Here is a 24,628-nt window from a genome sequence, read left to right as displayed (position 1 = left end):
GAGCCGCTACCCTTGCCTGCAAACTGAAATCATTTCTTTTTAGAAAAATGAAAACTGATTTAGAAAATAAAGTCGATGGAATCCGGCGAGAAGCCTTCCGGCTGCTCGTCCGAGTTCACCTGAATATCGCTTAATAGCAAATCTGGATTAGCTCCAACCTGGGACAGGATCGCTATCAAATCTCCGGTTAATCGTTCAATAGCATCTGCGCCAAACAGCTTCGTACAATATTCGAAGGAACCCTTGATCTGCCCGTCTTCATCACTCATGGACAAGGTCAAATCGAATTTGGAGGTCCTGTGTTCCTTAACATAAGGACTAAAGGACAGCGTTTCAAGTTGCGCTTCCTGTGACTCTGTATTTTCCAGTATAAACACAGTGTCAAACAACGGATTACGGCTTGCATCCCGCGCTACATCCAGCTTTTCCACCAGTTCTTCAAGCGGATAATCCTGATGCTCGAAGGCTTGCAGCGTACGTTCTCGGGCTTCCAGCAGGTAGCTGTGGAACGTTTGGTCGCCCTGCGGCTGGTGCCGGATGGCTAGTGTATTAACGAACATGCCGATCAGTGGCTCCAGTTCAGGCAACAAGCGGCCTGCTACCGGCGTACCAATGATCAAATCGTCCTGACCACTGTATTTGGACAGCAGGACGGTATAGGCACTCAGTAGCACCATGTACAGCGTACTTCCAGTCTGTGCCGCGATTCGGCGCAGTTGCTCGGATACATTCGAGTCAACAGTAAAATCATACATTGCTCCCTCGAAGCTGCGAACAGCAGGTCTAGGGTAAGCAATCGGCAGCTCCAGTACAGGCAACTCTCCGGCTAAATGCTCCAGCCAGAACTGTTCCCGGCGTTGGTATGATTCACGCTGCATTTCCTGCTGCTGCCACACGGCATAGTCCTTGTACTGAATGGGCAGCGGCGCCAAGGCCTGTCCCTCGTACAGTTGTCCCAACTCCTGCACGATATTGTTAGACGACACACCGTCTGAAATAATATGGTGCATGTCGTACATCAGGAGGTGACGTTCGGGTCCGGTTTGAATGAGACGGACACGCAGCAGAGGTGCCTGCTGAAGATCGAAGCTGCGTACAAAAGACTCGATATAGGCTTCTGCTTCAGACTCATGGGCCTGCAGGCGCTCTACTGCAAACGCTACCTGATCGTAAACTCGCTGAACAACCTCACCATCCATCATTTCAAAGGAAGTTCGCAGCGTTTCATGGCGGGCTATTAACTGACGGAACGCATCCTCCAGTCGATCTGCCTGAAGCGGCCCCTCCACGACTAATACACCCGGCATATTGTAGCTGACCTCTCCACCTTCCAGATGGCTCAAAATATACAGTCGTTTTTGAGCCGAGGAAACCGGATAGTAAGACTGTTTGGCAGCTGTAGGGATCACCGTATAGGTGTCTGTGCCCTGCGCGGTGATCAGCTGGGCTTGCTGCTCAATCGTAAAGTGCTGGAACACCTCACGCAGTGTAATTCGGCTGCCCAGTTCCTGATGGATTTTGGCCACCAGCGTCGTGGCCCGCAGGGAGTGTCCCCCCACATCGAAGAATGAGTCGGTGACTCCGACGCTGGACAGCTTCAAGACATCCTGCCAGATTTGGGCTAGCTTGGCCTCCAGCGGCGTCCGCGGTGCCACATACTCTAGGCCTCCTTCAAGGCGTGCTTCCGGTGCTGGCAATGCCTTCCGGTCAATTTTCCCGTTTGGCGTCAGCGGGAAACGATCCAGCTGTACCACATACGTCGGGATCATGTAATCCGGCAGCTTCGGCTGCAGCGCATTCCGCAGTTCTGGTAGACTCAGCGACTCCGAAGCTACGATATAGGCACACAGATCCTTGTGTCCGTCCTCGTTTTCCCATGCTGTGACTACGGCTTTCTGAATGCCGTCCACGGTCAGCAGCTGTGCTTCCACCTCGCCCAGCTCGATCCGATACCCGCGAATTTTGACCTGATGGTCGATCCGGCCTAAATACTCGATACTGCCATCCGGCAGCCACCGTGCCAGGTCGCCTGTCCGGTACATCTGGTTTGCGTAAGTGCTGTCCGCTGGATCAGCGGCCGTCGCATCAGCAAACGGATTCGGGACAAACTTCTCAGCCGTCAGTTCCGGCAGGTTGAGGTATCCTCGTGCGATACCTGCCCCTCCTATATAAAGTTCACCCGCGATCCCCATCGGTACCAGCTGTTGTCGAGTGTTCAAGATGTACACAGCCTGGTTGGCTATCGGCGTTCCGATGGATACCGTGTGCTCCCCTTTTTCCAGCAGTACATTCAGCGACTCTACATCTTCAATCGTATAGGCGGTTGCATCTACGGTCGCTTCGGTCGGACCATACACGTTCGTAATGACCGGACGATACCCGGACCATTTGTGTAGGAACACATGGACCAGCTGCACGGATAAGGCTTCGCCCCCGATCAGGTAATGCTTCACATCCGGCGCTTCTGTCACGCTGACGCTTTCGTTCAAAATATGCAGATGCGCTGGTGTGCCGTCCGACAGATCAATCCGGTGCATGCGGTAGTAGGCGATCAAATGCTCTCCGCTCAGGCTGACGTCACGGGACACCACATGCAGGGTATGACCTAGCAGCAAGCTGGCAAAGATTTGCTTCACCGAAGCGTCAAATACAAATGCTGACAGCCATGCGATGTGAAGCGGCTGATCATAACGACTGTACACTCGCTCATATAAAGCGTCTACCAGATTGCCGACACTGCCTTGCTCAATCATAACCCCTTTCGGCTGACCGGTTGTACCTGACGTGTAGATCATATAGGCCAGGTTATGCAGGCCGGCGACAGGGATCAGGTTGCTCGCATCCTGTGCTCCCCATTGAGCTTGAACGTCCTCATCGTCAAGAACGATAGCTTGTACTGTGGATGGCAAGCTCAGCGAAAGGTTGGCGGCTCTGCTGGTGATCACGACCTTGGCCCCACTGTCTTGAAGCATATAGTCAATACGCTCCTGTGGATACATCGTATCCATTGGCACATACGCGCCTCCGGCCTTCAGTACTCCCAGAATGCCCACCAGAAGATCCGCAGAACGTTCCAGCAGTACGCCTACCGGTTGATCTGCTTCAACACCTTTCGCCCGTAACACACGGGCCAACCGGTTCGCCTGCTCATTCAGCTCAGCGTAGGTTAGACCTATGTCCCCAGATACAACGGCTATCCGCTCAGGGCTGTTTTTCGCTTGCTCTTCAAAACGCTCGCTGAGCGACAGACCTTGGAGTGTTCCACGCACGCTGTGCGCGTTCGGATCATTGAACACCTTCAGAATCTGTTCGGTTTCTTCCGCCGTAATCAGTTCCAGCTCACCCAGCTTCGCATCCGGGTTTGCCGCCACGGCTTCGGCTAAGCGAATAAAGTGACGTGTCATCCGTTCAACGGTTTCCCGTTGATACAACGCAGTTGCATACTGCAATCCGAACTGGATGCCTGCCTCTTCCTCTCTGGCTTCCAGCGTGAAGTCAAACTTCGCTGGCGTTTGCTCCAGGCCATAGGGACGGAAGCTCAGGTCTGGCAGTTGCAGTTCGCCTTCCTCGGTCGTTTGCAGGGTAAACATCGTATCGAACAATGGATGGCGGCTCATATCCCGCTTCACATTCAGCTTTTCCACCAATTCCTCAAATGGATAGTCCTGATGTTCGTAGGCTTGCAGGGCCCGAACCTTCACTTCTTCCACGTAGCTGCGGAAGGTATGTTCCGCTGTCGGATAGTTTCGCAATGCCAACGTACCGACGAACATCCCGAGGATTGGCTCCAAATCGGCATGCGGTCGTCCGGCAATCGGCGTGCCGACAACGATGTCCTCTTGGCCGCTGTATTGGTGCAAGAATGTGGTGTACGCCGCCAGCAACACCATATACAGCGTAGAGCCTGTGTGCGCCGCCAGTTCCTTCAGGCGTTCGCTCACTTCGCGTTCCAGCCCAAACACCACGGTATCGCCTGCGGTACTTCGTATCGACGGACGGGCAAAGTCCGTCGGTAGATCCAGTACAGGAAGTTCACCTCGGAAGGTGTCCAGCCAGTAGGCTTCCTGACGCTGCATCCATTCCTGATGGGTCTCACTTTGTTGCCATACAGCATAATCTTTGTACTGTATCCGCAATGGCGCTAGCTCTTCACCGTCATACAAGCGGACAAATTCATTAGTCAGTACCCCCATCGACACCCCATCCGAAACGATGTGGTGCATGTCGAGCATGAGTACATGCTGCGGTTCCTGCTCAGTTCCGGATACGCCTAGATCTACTAGGCCCACCCGCAACAGCGGCGCAGCTTTGAGATCAAACGGACGGACAAAGCGACTCACCAGTTCATCCACTTCCTTGCCGACCCTCGTGTCTGTATCCGTAGTCGCACCTTCTGCTTGTACCTTCGTATATTCCACCTCGAACGGCACAGTGTCCTCAATAGACTGCATTGGCTCGCTGTCCACCAGTTCAAAGCGGGTACGCAAGGACTCATGACGGGCGATCAGTTGACGGAATGCATGTTCCACTCGCTTCACGTCCAGCGGACCGCTCACTTGCAGCACCGATGGCATGTTGTAGTTCACATCATGTGGATCGAACTGATGCAACACATATAGTCGTTTTTGCGCTGAGGACAAGGGATAGAAGCTGCGCTCTTCCGTTACTGGAATGGACGCATATGTTACTTGATCCAGCTGTTCCAATACAACGGCCAGTTGTTCAATGGTTGGTGCTTCAAAAATACTGCGCAGGGGAAGCGGCTTGTTCAGCTCCTTGTGAATCTTCGAGGCCAGTGTCGTCGCCCGCAGTGAATGTCCACCAATCTCAAAGAAGTTTTCCTTTACGCCGACCTGCGTCAGGCCTAGCACATCCTGCCAAATTTGCGCCAGTTTCACTTCCACCCACGTTCGCGGTGCGACATAATCGGCTCCGGTTTGCAGGCTACCTTCAGGTGCTGGTAGAGCCTTGCGGTCGATTTTACCATTCGGTGTCAGCGGCATCTGCTCCAGCTGTACCAGATAGGAAGGGATCATGTAACCTGGCAGCTTCTGGCTCAAAGTGCTGCGTAGCACACTTGCGACAACTTCCTCATTGGCGACCACATAAGCACAGAGCTGCTTTTGCCCTTGCTCATCTTCTCGTGCGATGACCACAGCTTCTTGCACTGCCTCCAGCTTCAACAGCTGCGTTTCTACCTCGCCCAGTTCGATTCGGTAGCCCCGAATTTTCACCTGCGCGTCGATCCGCCCCTTATATTCCAGCGTACCGTCTGCATTCAAGCGTACCATGTCGCCTGTGCGATAGCAGCGTTCTCCACTGCGGAACGGGCTGTCGATGAACTTTTCGGACGTCAGGTCCGGACGGTTGCGGTATCCACGTGCCACCCCGTCACCGCCTACCAACAGTTCACCCCATACCCCGACGGGCTGAAGCCGCATCGAATGGTCCACGACATACGCTGTCGAATTATGGATCGGTCTGCCAATTGGCACTGATTCCGATTGCACACCGATGATCGCATGCACTGTTGAAAAGGTCGTATTTTCAGTCGGGCCATAGATGTTACTAATTCGCAGGGATGGATGGGCCTCCAGCACCCGGTTCATATGTGGTACGGACATTACATCACCACCGACCAGCAGCTCCCGTATCCCCTCGAACAGCGTCAAATCCTGTTGAGACAGCTGGTTAAAGAGCGGTGTGGTCAAAAACATCGTGGTAATGCCGTAGCTGTGGACAGCATCCTTAAGTTTGAGCACATCCAAAATGACATCCTGACTCACTAGCACAAGCTGTCCACCGTTTAATACAGATCCCCAAATTTCGAAGGTGGATGCGTCGAAAACAATAGCGCCTGTCTGCAATATGCGCGTGTCAGCATCCAACTGTGCGTAGTTTGTATTTTTCACCAAACGTACGACATTGCGATGCTCCACCATAACACCCTTCGGCTGCCCCGTCGTACCCGACGTATAGATCACATACGCTAGATCGTTCGGACCGGACAACGGCTCCAGGTTAGAACCATCCTCGTGATACACACTTTGTGCCCCATTCAGCACCAGCATGTGACCGTCAAAAGCTACCTTGTCCACCAGATGGCTTTGCGTCAACAACAGCTCTGTTCCCGAGTCATCCAGCATATAGCGGATACGCTCTTCCGGATAGGTTGGATCGATAGGTACATATGCTCCTCCGGCTTTCAAAATCCCTAACATGCCCACGATCATGTCTATCGAGCGTTCGGTCATCAGACCCACCAAACGATCTTTCGTCACACCTTGACTGCGCAAGGTACGAGCCAAACGATTCGCACGTTCATTCAGCTCGCGATAACTCAGTTGCTCTCCTTCGAAGTACAACGCTGGCTGCTCTGGTGTGTGCGCCGTTTGTGTCTCAAACAGACCATGGATCGTTTGCTCGCTTGGATACTCGGCGGCTGTATCTCCCCATACGCTGAGAATTTGCTCGCGTTCCTGCTCGCTTAACACATCCAGTTCCTGCACCCGAATGGCCGGATTCGCTACCACTTGTTCCAGTAGCTGTATTAAATGGCCCTGAGTCCGTTCCACGGCTTCCCGATCAAATATTTTTGTATTATATTCGAATCGGATTTTCATCGCTTCCTGCGGCATAACGACCAGATTGAAATCATAGTTCGTTTGTTCAATCATGCCTGCATTGCTGATTACAAAATCCGACGCTGCACCTTCGCCAAGCTGCTCGACCTGCTCCTCCACCGGATAGTTTTCAAACACGATAATGTGGTTGATCAGCTCTTGCTTTTGCTCGGTCAAGGCTTGAATTTCATACAGCGGATACGTCTCATAATCTTGAGAAGCCAGCGCCTGCTGCTGATTCACTCTGATCAGGTCAGCAAAGGTGTCCTCAGCCTGGCTCCGGATTCGGATGGGAATGGTGTTAATGAACAAGCCCACCATATTTTCGATCCCCGGAATATCAGCTGGACGACCCGACACGACACCGCCAAAGACGGCATCATCACTACCGTTGTACTTTTGAAGCAGTAAGCCCCAGGCTGTTTGCAGTAATGTATTCGGGGTCACGTGGTACTGCTTGGCTACCATTTCCATGCGCCCTGTCAAATCCTTACCTAGATCGCACAACACATGCTCAAATTGTGCACCGTCCGCTTTTGCGCCGACTTTTCCGGTTGGAATCGACGTTTGTTGATCATAGCCCAGCAAATAATCTTTCCAGTATGAGGCTGCTGCTTCTACATCCTGGGCTTCAAGCCACTCAATATACTGACTGTATGGAGTCACCGGGGCGAGCTTTGGTTCTCTATGTTCTACGGCTGCAAAATAAGCCTCAAACACCTCATCCGTTACCAACGCCACACACCAGCCATCCATTAGGATGTGATGAGAGCTCCACACAAAGTAATAATCCTCATCACCTGTCCGTAAAATCGCCACGCGCATCAACGCATCCCGGGACAAATCGAATCCGGCTGCCTTGTCCTGGCGAATAAATTCCTGCACATACGCGTCACGTTCCTGATCATCCAAATGACGCAAATCTTCATAGCTGAAACCAACATCCTTGCGCCGGAAAATCACCTGCACGGGCTCATCCTGCCAGCCGCTAATGAAATTAGCTCTAAAGATCTCATGCCGCTGCGCCAAATGATTCAAGCTATCTTGGAAAATATCTGCCTGGAAGCGACCACGCAAGTCAAAGGTCGTTTGTTCAAAATAAGCCCCTGACGCTGCATCCATCAAGCTATGGAACAACATGCCTTTTTGCATCGGTGTCAAGGCATATACATTTTCCAGTTCCCCGATGTCACGAGTCCGCTCTACTAACTGATCCAGCTCGGCCAAGGTTACATGTCTAAGCTTGACATCGCTTGGCGTCAGCTCCTGCTGTTTGCGACCCGCGCAATGTGCGATGATGTCCTGCAGGCTGGTTCTGAGCGCTTCGGCTAGCTGTTCCATCGTTTCCTTGCGATATTCCTGATGGCTGTAGCTGATCGTCAATTGCAATTGACCTTCTGAAATCAGTCCGTTCAAATCCAGCGTGTGCGATCTGGCTGCATGTGCGCTCAGCTCGGCACCGCTAGCGTAAGGAGACACGCCAATGGATTGATTTTGCATATCCTGATCAAATTGTCCCAAATAGTTAAAGCTGATTTCAGGTTCGGTTACAAAACGCTCTTGCTCACATGCCGCGGACAGGTATCTCAGCATACCGTAGCCAATACCCTTTTGCGGAATCCGGCGTAGCCCTTCTTTCACCTGTTTGATGCGCTGTGAAAGGTCTTGGCTCACACTCATATCCAGCACAACCGGGAATTGGGTCGTAAACCAGCCTACCGTACGCGTAATATCCAGCTCGGGCAAAATGGATTCCCGTCCATGGCCTTCCAGGTTGACGAGCACTCGTTCAATCCCCGCCCAGCGATGAATAGCCAGGCCGAGTGCGGTCAGCAGCAAATCATTCATATCCGTGTTGTAGGCACGATGCGCTTGTTTTAACAGCTGCTCCGTTTCTTGAGCTGTCCACGTGACTGTCATGAGCTCGCTGTCTTTATTCAAGGAATGAGAAGGGGATTCGTCTTTTGGAAGCGGCTCATACACACCCTGCTCCATTTCTTGCCAGAAGGCGAATTCTGCTGCCATTTCTGGACCGTTCGCATAGTGAGACTGTCCCTCAGCCCAGGTACGGAACGAATCCGTTTTGTGCGGAAGACGAGCCGGTTGTCCGTTCAACGCCTGTTCGTAGGCTGTCGTAAGATCCTCGAACAAAATGCGCCAAGAAACGGTATCTACTACTAAGTGATGAATAACCATCAGCAAATGATCTCCATCTGGGCAATGGAACAGCCCCAGCTTCACCAGCGGTCCTTCGCTTAAATGAATCCCCGCCTGAATTTCATTTACTTTGGCCTCGATCGCCGCAGACACTTCTGACTCATGGCTGAAGTCTATGCGTTCCAGCGTATACAGCTCACCCTCGCCAATGGCGCGGTTCCAGGCTTCATACCCGTGTTCGGTAGGACGGAAAACGATCCGCAGTGCATCGTGATGACTAACCATTTGATCCATCGCTGTGCGCAGTGCCGCTTCATCAAAACCATCCTTGCTATGCAGCATGATGGACTGGTTGTGATGATGAGCATCCGCCAGGTTTTGCTCCAAGAACCAGTGTTGAACGGGTGTCAGCTTCAAAGCGCCTACCACTTCACTCTGATCCGCCAATCGGGTAACGGATTGGACTTTCAGCGCCAATGCAAACACCGTTGGATGGCTGAACAGGTCTTTCATCTCCAGTCGATAGCCTGCTTGTAGCAAGCGGGACGATACTTGCAGCGCTTTGATCGAATCGCCGCCCAGCTCGAAGAAGTTATCCTGCGTGCCTACGGCCTCCACGCCGAGCACTCCGGCCCATACCGTAGCCAATACTTGCTCCACCTTCGTACGCGGGGCTACATAGGCGACTCCGGTATGGATGCTGCCTTCCGATTCTGGCAAGGCCTTACGGTCAATTTTGCCGTTGCTGGTCAGCGGGATCGTCTCCAGTCGCATCAGCCGTGCTGGCACCATGTGCGCTGGCAGTCCTGCTTCCAGCGTGGCCTGTACTTCCTCGATCCGCAGCTCGGTTTCTCCCGTGATGTATCCGCACAAATACTTGTGTCCACGCTCGTCCGTCCGGTCGATGACTACGGCTTGACGCACACCCGGTACCCGCTGGATCGCCGTTTCAATCTCGCCCAGCTCGATCCGATATCCCCGGATTTTGACTTGATAGTCCATCCGGCCGATAAAGTCTACATTGCCGTCTGGCATCCACCGCGCCAAATCGCCGGTGCGATACAAACGTTCACCCGGTACGTACGGGTTCGCTACGAATTTCTCGGCTGTCAGGTCCGCACGGTTCAGATACCCCCGTGCGACCCCGATGCCGCCGATGCACAACTCGCCTAGTACACCGATCGGTACCGGATTCAGCTGGCTGTCTACGATGTAGAAGCGTGCATTCAGCCACGCCTGTCCAATCGGCACATTCCCGCTGCTTGGCAGCTTCGACAGCTCTTCGTCGTAGAAGCTGGAGTCGATCGCCGCTTCCGTGACGCCATAGCTGTTGATGATGCGAATATCTGCGCCAAACCGTTCTTGCAGCACTCGGTAGTCCGTCACGCTACAGCTATCCGAGCTCGTGATTAGCAGCTCCAAACTGCTCATGTCCAGTCCGTGTTCATGCACATGCTGCATAAACGGTACGATCAGGGCTGGAGTCGATTCGAACACGGTAATCTGATAATCACGAATCCAGCCATATAGACGGCTTGGATCAATGCGATCCTCTTTCGGACAGATGACCATCGTGCCGCCGTTATAGAGCGTCCGTGCAATATCGCCGACGAACACGTCGAAGGAGAAGCTCGCCAGTTGCAGCAGACGTACCGGGAACTGGTTCAGACGGTAATCCCGGCGATAGGCCGCAGCCGTGTTCACCAAGCTGCGATGCTCGATCATGACGCCTTTTGGACGTCCCGTTGTGCCGGACGTATAGATCACATACGCCAAGTCTTGCGGCTCGTTGATACGTTCAATATCCGTGGTATCCCCGGTGTACAGCGACTCATCGTCAAGTGCCAATACAGTACGCAGGCGCAGCTCTGTTGCCGGTTCAGATGCTGCTTCGCTGTCAGACTTCGAATCTGCTTTCAAGCTTACGCCTTCATTCAGGCGGTCTCTTTCCAACGTTTCAGCGCTAACCGCCGTCTCCAGCACACCCTCGCTCTTTCCTTCGCCCATAGCCCATTGGCTTTCTTCAAGCCATGCTTGAGCTCGCTCTTGTAAGCCGGTTTGCGTGAGCAGCACCGTCGCACCGCTGTCCTCCAGCATGAAACGAATGCGCTCGGACGGATAGTCTGCATCCAGCGGCACATAGGCGCCTCCAGCCTTCCATACCGCTAGTACGCCGACCAGCATGTCTACCGAGCGTTCACTCAGAATGCCGACAATGGATTCGCGTCCAATGCCTTCTTTTCGCAGTCTGCGCGCCAATTGGTTCGCACGCTCGTTCAGCTGGCGGTACGTAAGCTGCTGCTCCTCGTACACCACCGCCACATGATCTGGCACAAGCTGTGCCTGTTCTTCCACATAGGCATGGAATAAGACTTCTGCTTCAGCCGCAATCTCCGATACGCCTACATCTCCAAAACCGTAGAGGATTTGTGCCTTCTCCTCGACAGTTACCATATCCAGAGCTGCCAGTGGCTGCTGTGGATGAAGTGTAATGGCACGTACGAGTTCGGTAAAATGCTGTGCCAAGCGTGCAATGGTCTCCGGCTTGTACAGCGCCGTGCTGTATTCCAGACTGCACAGAATGCCTTCTGGCTGCTCTACGGCATCCAAGGTCAGATCGAATTTGGACGTAGGATTATCCGTCAGATACGACTTGAAGGTCAAACCTTCCAGCTCGAACTCCTGCTGTTCAAATGTTTTCAGCTCAAACATCGTGTCAAACAGCGCATTCCGGCTCGTATCCCGCGTTAAATTCAGCTTTTCAACCAACTCTTCAAACGGATATTCCTGGTGCTCATACGCACTAAGCGCGTGCTCTTTGACCTCTTGCAGGTAATCCAGGAACGTTTTGTCGCCACACGGATAATTGCGAATCGCCAACGTGTTGAGGAATACGCCTACCAGGCTCCCCAGTTCCGCATGTGGTCTTCCGGCAATCGGCGTGCCGACGATGATATCCTCTTGACCCGTGTATTTATGCAAAAGCGTGCTATACGCTGCCAGCAACACCATGTACAAGGTGGAGCCAGTTTGCGCGGCCAGCTGCTTCAGCTGCTCGCTGTCCTCCATACGGATCGCAAACTCAAATCGAGTTCCTTCCAGACGCTGTACAGCAGGTCTTGTAAAATCCGTTGGCATATCCAGCGCCGGGATTTCACCAGACATGGTTTTCAGCCAATAGCTTTCTTGCTCACGAAGGCGTTCACTTTGCATATCTGCATGCTGCCAAACCGCATAATCCTTGTACTGAATCCGCAGTGGCGGCAGTTCCTGGCCTTCATACAATTGAGAGAACTCCTGCACGATAATGCCTTCCGTCACGCCATCCGAAATAATATGGTGCATGTCATAGAGCATGACGTGACGCCCCGGTCCATTTTCGATCAACTGAACCCGCAGTAACGGTGCTTGTGCGAGATCAAATGCACGTACAAAGTCCTGTGCGTACTGCGGTGTCTCTTCTTCACTTGCTTGCACATATTCCACGCTGAATGGAGCGCTGGATTCAATCCGCTGAATCACCTCACCATCCACCATCTCGAATCGGGTTCGGAGGGCTTCATGGCGGGCAATCAGTTGGCGGAAGGCTTGTTCCAGTCGTTTTTTATCCAAGGAACCTTCGATAATCAAAGCTCCTGGCATGTTGTAGCTAACCTCTCCACCTTCCAGGTGACTCAGAACGTACATCCGTTTTTGCGCTGAGGAAACGGGATAATACTCGCGCTCCTCTGCCACAGGGATAGATACATACGTTTGCTGGGTCTGATCTTCACCCATCACCTGTACCAATTGCTCAATTGTTGGATATTGGAAAATATCTCGCAAGGCCAGCTTGTGATTCAGCTCCTGATGGATTTTCGCCATCAGTGTTGTAGCGCGCAGCGAATGTCCTCCCACTTCAAAGAAGTTATCCTGGATGCCTATTTGCCGATGATTTAAAACACTTTGCCAAATACGGACCAGCTGCTCTTCCAGCTCTGTGCGCGGCGCCACGTACTTCGTGCCTCCTTCGAGACGTGTCTCTGGCGCTGGCAACGCTTTGCGGTCGATTTTCCCATTCGGTGTCAGCGGGAAACGATCCAGTTTTACGACGTAGGTCGGGATCATATAGCCCGGCAGTTTAGGCTGCAGTGTGCTGCGTAGCTCCGGCAAATTCAGCGCCTCCGAGGCTACGACATACGCACACAGATCCTTGTCTCCGTCTTCGTTTTCCCAGGCGGTGACGATCGCTTTCTCAATGCCAGCCACAGTCAGCAGCTGCGCTTCCACCTCGCCCAGTTCAATCCGGAAGCCCCGGATTTTGACCTGATCATCCATCCGGCCGATAAAGTCTACATGGCCGTCCGGCATCCACCGCGCCAAGTCGCCGGTACGATACAGTCGTTCACCCGGCACGTACGGGTTCGCTACGAATTTCTCCGCCGTCAAGTCCGCACGGTTCAGGTACCCCCGTGCCACACCAGCACCGCCAATGCACAGCTCGCCCAGTACGCCAATCGGCACTGGATTCAGCTGGCTGTCCACAATGTAGAAGCGTGCGTTCAGCCACGCCTGACCAATCGGCACATGGCCGCTGCCTGGCAACTTCGACAGTTCTTCGTCGTAGAAGCTGGAGTCAATCGCCGCTTCCGTAACACCGTAGCTGTTGATGATGCGGATGTCCGCGCCAAACCGCTCCTGCAGCACTCGGTAGTCTGTCACACTGCAGCTATCCGAGCTCGTGATGAGCAGCTCTAGACTACTCATGTCTAGTGCGTGTTCATGCACATGCTGCATAAACGGTACGATCAAAGCCGGTGTGGATTCGAACACCGTAATTTGATAATCACGAATCCATCCGTGGAGACGGCTAAAATCAATCCGGTCGTCTTTCGGACAGATGACCATCGTTCCCCCGTTATAGAGTGTCCGCGCAATATCACCGACGAACACGTCGAAGGAGAAGCTTGCCAGTTGTAGCAGTCGTACCGGGAATTCGCTCAGGCGGTAACCCCGACGATAGGCCGCAGCGGTATTCACCAAGCTGCGATGTTCGATCATGACACCTTTTGGACGTCCGGTTGTCCCAGACGTGTAGATCACATATGCCAGATCGTGCGGTTCGTTGATCGGCTCGATATCTGTGGCATCCCCGGTGTACAGCGACTCATCGTCCAGCGTCAGTACGGTATGCAGACGCAAGTTCGCTACGGATTCAGATGCTGCTTCGCTGTCAGACTTCGAATCTGATTTCAAGCCTAAGCCTTCATTCAGGTTGTCCCTTTCCATCGTTTCAGCGCTAACCGCCGTCTCCAGCTCACCCTTAGCATTTTCATCGCCCAAAGCCCATTGGCTTTCATTCAGCCATGCTTGTGCGCGCTCCAGCATGTCGGTTTGGGTCAACAGTACCGTCGCACCGCTGTCCTCCAGCATGAAACGAATCCGTTCGGATGGATAGTCTGCATCCAGCGGCACATAGGCGCCTCCGGCTTTCCACACCGCCAATACACCGACCAACATATCCACCGAGCGTTCACTCAAAATGCCGACAATCGATTCGCGTCCAATGCCTTCCTTTCGCAATTTACGCGCCAATTGGTTCGCACGCTCATTCAGTTTGCGGTACGTCAGCTGTTGCTCCTCGTACACCACTGCCACGTGATCCGGCACAAGCTGGGCTTGTTCTTCTACATAGGCATGAAACAGGGCTCCTTTTTCAACAGCAGCAACATCCGATACACCTATATCTCCGAAACCGTAGAGGATCTGCTCTTTTTCCTCGGCGGTTACCATATTCAAAACTGCCAGGGGCTGCTGTGGATGATAGGCAATAGCTCGAACGATTTCCGCAAAATGCTGTGCCAATCGCGTCATGGTCTCCGGCTTATACAGCGCCGTGCTGTATTCCAGACGGCACAGAATACCTTCTGGCTGCTCTATGGCCTCCAAGCTCAGATCAAACTTGGCCGTATGATTGTCCAGTGGATAGGAGCTCAAGGTCAGACCTTTCAGCTCGAACTCCTGCTGCTCTATTGTTTTCAGCTCAAACATCGTGTCAAACAGCGCATTCCGGCTCGTATCCCGCGTTACATTCAGTTTTTCAACCAGTTCTTCAAACGGATAGTCCTGATGCTCATACGCACGGAGCGCATGCTCTTTGACCTCCTGCAGATAATCCAGGAACGATTTGTCGCTGGACGGATAATTGCGGATCGCCAGCGTGTTAATGAACACACCCACCAGATTACTGAGCTCCGCATGCGGTCGTCCGGCAATCGGCGTGCCAACGACGATGTCCTCTTGAGCTGTGTATTTGTGTAAGAGCGTAGTGTACGCCGCCAACAACACCATATACAGAGTAGCGCCGGTTTGTGCCGCCAGTTCTTTCAGGCGTTCACTAACCTCACGCTCTAGTACAAATTCGATCGTATCCCCTGCCGTACTCTGCACCGCTGGGCGGGCAAAGTCAGTAGAGAGATCCAGTACAGGTAGTTCACCTTGGAAGGTGTCAAGCCAGTACGCTTCCTGACGCTGCATCCATTCCTGGTGGGCTTCGCTTTGCTGCCATACGGCATAATCCTTGTACTGTATCCGCAATGGCGCTAGCTCTTCACCGCCATACAAGCGGACAAATTCGTCGGTCAGGACCTCCATGGATACCCCATCCGAGACGATATGGTGCATGTCAAGCATAAGCAGATGTTGAGCTTCCTGCTCTACTCCCTGAGCGCCCAGATCCACCAAGCCTACCCGCAGCAGCGGCGCAGCTTTGAGATCAAACGGACGAACAAAGCTCCGTACCCGCTGTTGCGCTTCTATGTTGACTCTTGTGTACGTATCTGTAGTTGTGTCCTGATCTGTGTCCGCAGTCGCACCCTCTGCTTGTACCTTCGTATATTCCACCTCGAACGACACAGTGTCCTCAATCCATTGCATTGGCTCACTGTCGATTAGCTCAAAACGGGTACGCAAGGTTGCATGGCGGGCAATCAGTTGACGGAATACGTTCTCTACTCGTTTCACATTCAGCGGACCGCTCACTTGCAGCACCGACGGCATGTTGTAATTCACATCCTGCGGGTCGAACTGATGCAGCACATACAGTCGTTTTTGCGCCGAGGATAACGGGTAGAATGTGCGAGTTTCCGTTACCGGAATCGATGCATATGCCACTTGATCCAGCCCCTCCAGCACAGCTGCCAGTTGTTCAATCGTTGGGGCTTCAAAAATACTGCGCAGAGGAAGCGGCTTGTTCAGCTCTTGGTGAATCTTCGAGGCCAGTGTCGTCGCCCGCAGCGAGTGTCCACCAATCTCGAAGAAGTTTTCCTTTACGCCGACCTGCGCCAGGCCCAGCACATCCTGCCAGATTTGCGCCAGCTTCACTTCCACCCACGTCCGCGGTGCGACATAATCGACTCCACTTTGCAGGCTGCCTTCCGGTGCCGGAAATGCCTTGCGGTCAATTTTTCCATTGGGACTCAGCGGCATTTGCTCCAGCTGTACAAAGTACGATGGGACCATGTAGCTTGGCAGCTCTCGGCCCAGCTCACTTCTCAGCTCGCTGGCACGGATTTCTTGCCCGGCGACATAGTACGCCACCATTTGTTTTTGGCCCGTTTCATCCGCACGAGCCATAACGACCGCTTCTCGTACCGATTCCACTTGGAGTAGCTGCGTTTCGACCTCGCCCAGCTCAATCCGGTACCCCCGGATTTTCACCTGATGGTCGATCCGGCCTAAGTATTCAATGTTGCCGTCTGGCATCCATCTCGCCAAATCACCAGTGCGGTATATCCGTTCATACCCAGCTTCCCCGCCGGCAAACGGATCGGCAACAAATTTCTCGGCCGTTAGCTCCGGACGGTTCAGGTAACCGCGGGCTACGCCGACACCGCCGATGCACAGTTCCCCTGCAACCCCAATCGGCTGCAATTGCTCCGTGCCTTCCTTCACGATGTACAGACGGATATTTTGAATCGGTTTTCCGATCGGAATCGCTGCATATTCCTCATCCGGCTCGCAATCGAAGTACGACACGTCCACCGTTGCTTCGGTTGGGCCATACAGGTTGACTAGTTTCGCTCCGGCCAGGCTCGATACGAGCCGCTGGAACCGGGCCACATGCTGTGGCGGCAACGCTTCACCACTGGCAAAGACATGGCGCAGCGTGCCCAGCTTCGCTTGCATCACTTCCCGTGGCTGCTGCTCCACATACTCCAGGAACGCATGCAGCATGGCCGGTACAAAGTGCATCGTGCTCACACCGTCGCGGGCAATCGTGTCGACGATATCTTCCGGGTTCTTTTCTCCGCCGACGGACAACAGGCTTACCTTCGAGCCGACCATCGACCACCAGAACAGCTCCCACACCGACACGTCGAAGGTGAAGGCCGTCTTTTGCAAGATCGTATCTGCCGCACTCAAGCCATAACGATTATGCATCCACAAAATCCGGTTCAGCACGGAATGGTGCTCCACCATCACGCCCTTCGGTTTTCCGGTCGAACCGGAGGTATAAATGACATAGGCAACATGATGCGGTCCAGCCAGTAGCTCCAAATTTGATCCGTCTTCGTGATAAATGTTCTTGCCGTCCTGCTCCTGACGATCCAGCACCAGCACCTGGCCGTCGAAACTCAGCGAGGCTTGCTCCGCCAGATGCACTTGCGTCAGCACCAGCTTCGCGCCCGAGTCCTCCAGCATAAAGCGGATACGATCGGCCGGATATTCCGGATCAATCGGCACATAGGCTCCGCCGGCCTTCAAGATCGCGTAGATGCCTACGATCATGTCCAGTGAACGGTGAACCAGAATGCCCACAGGCTGATCCGGCTGAACCCCTTGCGCACGCAAGGTCCGGGCCAAACGGTTAGCCCGTTCGTTCAGCTCCGCGTAGGTCAACGACTCTGCACCACACAGTACTGCCACTTGCTCCGGTGTATTCGCTGCCTGCTGCTCAAACAGACTGCTTAGCGTCTGGTCCTGCGGATAGGCTGCCGCCGTATCTCCCCACACCTGAACGATCTGTGCCTGCTCTTCCGCTGTCACTAGTTCCAGCTCATTCACACGGATATGCGGATTGTCAATAATTTGCTCGATGACATGCAGTACATGTCCCTGCATCCGCTCGATCGTAGACCGATCGTACACATTCGCGTTGTATCTGAACATGATCCGGAAGGTTTCATCTGGCATCACAATCAAGTCCAGATCATAGTTCGTTTGCTCGACAACCTCTACATTCGTAATGTCAAACGCGGATGGACGAACTTCACCCAGCTGCTCGACTTGCTCCTCGACCGGATAGTTCTCAAACACCATAATGTGGTTAATCAGATGCTGCTTCTGCTCGGTCAGCGCCTGTATTTCATACAGCGGGAAGCTGTCATAGACGCCTGAAGCCAGCGCTTGCTCCTGCGTTTTGCGCATGATGTCCACAAACGTGGCATTTCGCTCACTTTGAATCCGCACTGGGATGGTATTAATGAACAGGCCGATCATATGCTCTACACCCGGAATATCCGTCGGACGTCCAGATACGACACTGCCGAATACAACATCCTCGTTGTTGTTATATTGCTGCAAAATAAGGCCCCACACGCTCTGCATCAGCGTATTAATCGTGACCTGCTGCTGCTTCGCAATCCGGTACATGGCCTGGCTCCACATTGGATCCAGCTCTACCGTTATTTTTTCAGAAACATATTTGCTGGTATCGCTTGTTGTCGTAGACAGAACACTTTCGCTGCTATCCGCCACGTGGTCTTTGGATAAAGTATCCGCTCCAGGTATTAACGTCTGCTGTTCAAAACCAGCCAGATAACTGCTCCAGTACTCTTTTGCCGCACGTTCATCCTGACGCTCTAGCCATTCGATATATTGGCCATACGGTGTGATCGGAGCAAGCTCCGGCTGTTTCTGCTCCAGCAGCGCAAAGTACGTACCAAACACCTCGCCCGTAACAAGCGATAAGCACCAGCCGTCCATGACAATGTGATGGAAGCTCCAGACCAAGTGATACGTTTCTTCATCGGTCTGCAACACCTGTACGCGCATCAGCGCATCCGTACTGAGATTAAAACCTCTCGCCTGATCCTCCTGCTTAAACGTCTGGATATATGCCTGTTGCTCCGCTTCCTGCATTTCGCGTATATCCTTGAAGGAAAGATCGCTATTTTTATGACAGAACACGATTTGCAATGGCTCCGGACCGTTCCCTGTCTCAAATTGATGGAAATTCGTCCGCAGCGCTTCATGACGCTGTGTCAGCAGATCCAGACTCTTACGGAAAATAGCAACATCAAAGCTGCCTTTTTGATCAAACGACGCTTGCTGGAAGTATGCGCCTGAGTCCGGCTCCATCAGACTATGGAACAGCATCCCCTTCTGCATGGGAGAAAGAGCATACACATTTTCAAGCTCGCCCACAGAAGCTGTTTGCTCCGTCAATTGCTCCAGCTGCTCCAGTGTCAAGCCTTTGAACAAGACATCGCTTGGCGTTAGCTCACTCCGCTCTTGGGAGGCACAATGCTTGATGACTTCCTGCAAGCTTTCCTGCAATAGCCGGGCAAACTTCTCTACGTTTTGCTGTTGGTATACGTGGCTGTCATAACGAATTTCCAGGGTCAGCACGCCTGCTGTAATCATGCCGTTCACATTCAGCGGCTGCTCCAGTACGGTGCGGTCACTCAACGGCTCTCCACCTGGATGTGAAGACAGCGTGATCTCCCCATTTTCCAAGTCCTGATCAAATTGTCCCAAATAGTTAAAGCTGATCTCAGGCTGCAGGCTCCAGGAAAGATCGGCATCATCCGAAGACATATACTTCAACATACCGTAGCCAATGCCCTTATGCGGTACATGCCGCAGGTCCTCTTTTACCCGCTTGATGCGCTGCCCTACTTCTGCCTTTCCATCCACATCGAGGAGTATCGGATACTGACTCGTAAACCAACCCACGGTATGTGTGATGTCGATATCGGGAACAATAGCTTCCCGGCCATGGCCCTCCAGATTGACCAGCACTCGCTCCTGCCCGCTCCAGTTGTACAATGCGCTGCCGAGTGCGGTTAACAGCAGATCATTGACCTCGGTATGGTACGCACGATGTGATTCCTGCAGCAGCAGTCGGGTGTCCTGTTCGCTCCAGGCCACGGTCACCGTCTCACTGTCTCTGACCACAAAATGCTGTCCTGCCGCTCTTTCTTGATCCTTAGGTAGCGATGCGACTTCCGCGTGGGCAAGACGCTGCCAATATTCGCGTTCATTGTCGATGGCCGGACTGTTGGCATATTGAGACAAACGTTCTGCCCAAGTGGAGAACGAATCCGTTTTATATGGCAAGCGAATCGCTTCTCCCCGAACGGCCTGCTCATATCCAGTCGCAAAATCCTCAAACACAATCCGCCATGAAATGCCGTCTACAACCAAATGGTGAATGGCAATCAGTAAATGATCTCCATCCATGCAGCGGAAAAGTCCCAACTTCACCAGCGGTCCTTCATCCAGACGAATCGAGCTTTGAATGGCATTAGCTTTCGTTTCCATCGCCATCGCAACATCTGCCGCATCTTCGACGCCTGTCAAATCCACAACGTCCAGATGATACAGCTCGCCTTCATTCATACCGCGATTCCACGCTTCATAGCCCTGTTCGGTCTGACGGAAGACCATACGCAGCGCATCATGATGCTCCGTCAACTTGGTCACCGTGTGATGCAATGCGGCTTCGTCAAAGCCTTCTGCTCGATGCAGCATCACCGACTGGTTAAAATAATGCGGCTCTGCCGAGGCTTGTCCAAAGAACCACTGCTGGATCGGGGTCAGCTTGACGCTGCCTGATATCTCGCCCTGATCGGTCGTACGGCTCACTTTTTGTACACGACCGCTCAGCAGCGAAATGGACGGATATTGGAACAAATCCTTCATGTCCAGCTTGTAGCCCGCTTGCAGCAAGCGGGACGATACCTGGATCGCTTTGATCGAATCGCCGCCGAGGTCAAAGAAATTATCCAGAATCCCGACGCTCTTCGCTCCTAATACAGACTGCCAAATCGAAACCAACGTCTGCTCCAGTGCTGTGCGCGGCTCTACATAATCCGCTCCGCTTTGCAGGCTACCCTCCGGTGCTGGCAGGGCCTTGCGGTCGATTTTGCCGTTCGGTGTCAGCGGCATCTGCTTCAGCTGGATGAAGTATGAAGGCACCATGTAGTTGGGCAGCTCCTCACCCAGCAAGCTGCGCAGCTCACCCGCGCTGACGTCTCTTTCAGCGACATAGTACGCCACCAGTTGGTTTTGTCCCTGCTCATCCGCTTGGGCCAGGACGATGACCTCTTGCACGTCCTCCACTTTCAATATTTGTGCTTCGACCTCGCCCAGTTCGATCCGGTAGCCCCGGATTTTCACCTGATGGTCGATCCGGCCCAAATATTCAATGTTGCCGTCCGGCATCCATCTCGCCAAGTCCCCCGTACGGTACATTCGTTCATAGCCGGCTTCGCCAGCCGCAAACGGGTTCGGTACAAATTTCTCCGCCGTCAGTTCTGAACGATCCAGGTAACCACGCGCCAGACCCGGACCAGACACGCACAGCTCACCTGCTACGCCGACCGGAGCCAAATGTCCATGCACATCCACCATGTATACCCGATGATTCGGCATAGGACGTCCAATGGAAATGAGTTGTCCTGCCCTTTCATCCTCGGATACTGGCCAGATCGACGTCGCCACCGAGTTTTCGGTTGGACCGTAGCCATTGTAGTACGCCACCTGATCCTTCCACTTGTATACCAATTCTGTGGAAGAGGCTGAACCCGCGGTGAACAAAATACGCAGATTTGGCATCCGCTGCGGCTCCAGATACACCGCATAGGTCGGCGGCAAAGCGGCCACTGTGATGTGGTGATCGGCCATATATTGCTCAAACCGCTCGTAGTTCAAAATCGTCTCTGTTGTTGGTACGTATAACGTGGCTCCGCAGAACAGCGCTTGGAAGATTTCCCAGCAAGCTGCATCAAACGAGTAGCTGGCGAACAGTAGCGCATGATCCGACGTACGGATCTTGAGCGTCTGATCAAAATACGTTTTCAGATTGCACAGCCCATGGTGCTCCAGCATCACGCCCTTCGGCTGCCCCGTCGTCCCTGACGTATAAATCACATACGCCAAATCGTTCGAACCGGACCCCGGCTCCAGGTTGGAGCCATCCTCGTGATACACACTTTGTGCTCCATCCAGCACCAGCACTTGACCATCGATAACTGCTTTGTCCACCAGATGGCTTTGTGTCAACAGCAGCTTCGCTCCCGAGTCGTCCAGCATATAGCGGATACGTTCCTCCGGATAGGTTGGATCGATAGGAACATAGGCGCCCCCAGCCTTCAAAATCCCAAAGATGCCCACGATCATGTCCACCGAGCGCTCAGTCATCAGACCCACCAAACGATCTTTCGTCACGCCTTGACTGCGCAAGGTACGAGCCAGACGATTGGCGCGTTCATTCAGCTCGCGATAAGTCAGCATTTCTCCTTCGAAGAACAAGGCTGTCTGCTCCGGTGTCTGCGCCGTTTGCGCCTCGAACAAGCCGTGAATCGTTTGCTCGCTTGGATAGGTTGCCGCTGTATTGCCCCAAACCTCAACGATTTGCTCACGCTCCTGCACCGTAACCATATCCAGCTCATGTACACGGATGTCCGGATTGGCTGTCACCTGCTCCAGCAGCTGTACCAGATGACCTCGAATTTGCTCTACACTTTCCCGTTCAAAGGCCAGGGCATTATACCCAAAGCTCATGTGAATGGTATTCCCCGGCAGCACTACCACGTTAAAGTCATAGTTGGTCTGCTCGACAGACTCGGCTCCTGTGATGGTGAAGCTGGCCGCCTCACCGCTACCTAATTGCTCGATTTGTTCCTCGACCGGATAGTTCTCAAAAATAAGAATATGATTAATCAAATCCTGCTTAAGCTCTGACAGCCCCTGAATTTCATACAGCGGATACGTATCATACACATGGGAAGCAATCGATTGCTCCTGGGTTTGCTTCATCACGTCGGAGAATAGATTGTCCACTTGACTACGGATACGCACCGGAATCGTATTGATAAACAGACCAATGATATGCTCCACATTCGGAATGTCTGCCGGACGTCCAGATACCACGCTGCCAAACACGACATCATCGGTGCCATTATATTTTTGCAGCAAAAGGCCCCAAACGGTCTGCATCAACGTATTGATGGTCACCTGATAACGCTTGGCTATACGCTGAATACGAGTGGTTAGCTCTACGCCCAAATCAAAATCCAGACGCTCCGCCTGATACCCTGTTTTGCCCTGGATTTTTGCCTGTGGCAAACGGGACTGCTCCTCATATCCTTCCAGCACCTTGCTCCAGTAGCTTGATGCGGCCTGACGATCCTGCTGCTCCAGCCATTCGATATATTGACTGTACGGCGTGACAGGGGCCAGTTCCGGTTGTTTATGAGCCAGAATCGCAAAATAACTCGCAAACACTTCATTTGTCACCAGTGACAAGCACCAGCCGTCCATCACGATATGATGGAAGCTCCATACAAAACGGTACGTATCCTCACCTGTGCGCAACACAGCAACACGCATCAAGGCGTCTTGTGCCAGATCAAAGCCTCTTTGTTTGTCTTTATGTGTAAATTCGAGGATGTACTCGTTTTGCTGCTCTTCCTCCATATCCCGCAGATCCTCAACATACAGTTCGCTGCGCTTATTCCGGTATACAACCTGAAGCGGTTCATCCTTCCAGCCGCTGTAGAAGTTCGTACGCAGTACCGTATGCCGCTGCACCAAAACATCCAAACTGGCCGCAAACGCAGCAATATTAAAATGTCCTCGCAGATCAAAGGAGGCCTGTTCAAAATACGCTCCCGATTGCGAATCCATCAGATTGTAAAAGAGCATCCCCTTTTGCATTGGCGTCAGTGCGTATACATTTTCCAGCTCACCGATACGTGTCGCCTGTTCCGCAATCTGTTCCAGTTCATCAGTCGTCAGACCTTGGAAGGACACATCGCTTGGCGTCAGTTCCGGTTGTTCCTGAGCGGTGCAATGCGCAATGACCTCTTGCAAAGCGGATTGCAGCAGTCCCGCCACACGCTCCAGCGTTTCTTTACGATACTGCTTACGGCTGTAAGCAATTGTCAAACGCAGCGTGCCTTCCGAGATCATCGCGTTTAAATCCAGCGTGTACGGCAAGCGGGAATGGGCATCCTCTGTCTTCCCTGCATGGTAGGACGACAACGTGATTCCACTGTTTTGCAGATCCTGATCGACTTGCCCCAAATAGTTAAAGCTGATTTCCGGTTCTGCAATCGCACGCGCTTCACCTGATCCGAACGTAGGGGACAAGTAGCGCCAAATGCCATAGGTCAGCCCTTTATGCGGAATCCGGCGCAAGCCTTCCTTGGTTTCTTTAATTCGCTGAGCCAGTGTCATTTCCTTGCTGGTCTCCAGCAACACCGGATACAAGCTCGTAAACCAGCCTACTGTACGCGTAATATCCACCTCTGGCAGGATCGTTTCCCGACCGTGTCCCTCTAGATTCACCAGCACATGGCCTGCGCCTGTCCAGTTGTGCAGCGCGAGTCCCAGCGCGGTCAGCAGCAAATCATTGACCTCGGTGTTGTAGGCACGATGAGCCTGCTTTAACAGTTGCTGGGTTTCAGCTTCGGTCCACGCTACGGTCAGCACTTCGCTGTCTGCGTTTAAGGAGCCCTCGTAGGCAAAATCCTTAGGCAGCGGCGTAGCTTCAGCTTTGGCCTGTTCCAGCTGCTTCCAATAAACTTCATCCGAGGCAGCCTCAGGACGGTTGGCGTAAGAAGATAACTCCTGTGCCC

The 24,628-nt window shown here is 53.1% G+C and carries 1 protein-coding gene (only partly in view); it reads right to left on the bottom strand.

What is annotated here, in order from left to right; all coding sequences use genetic code 11:
- Positions 1-59: 59 nt before the first annotated feature.
- Positions 60-24,628 carry the 3' portion of a non-ribosomal peptide synthase/polyketide synthase gene (locus MKX36_RS11750; protein ID WP_340864714.1) on the bottom strand. Its footprint extends 17,722 nt past the window's final position, so the window shows 24,569 of its 42,291 coding nt (coding positions 17,723-42,291); the start codon falls outside the window, past its right edge; the stop codon is at positions 60-62.

Origin of the sequence: Paenibacillus sp. FSL W8-0439 (assembly GCF_038008995.1) — a bacterium.
GTDB classification, from domain to species: Bacteria; Bacillota; Bacilli; order Paenibacillales; family Paenibacillaceae; genus Paenibacillus; species Paenibacillus polymyxa.
The sequence above is the reverse complement of the archived record's forward strand: the minus strand, read 5'-3'. Positions and strand labels throughout refer to the sequence as shown.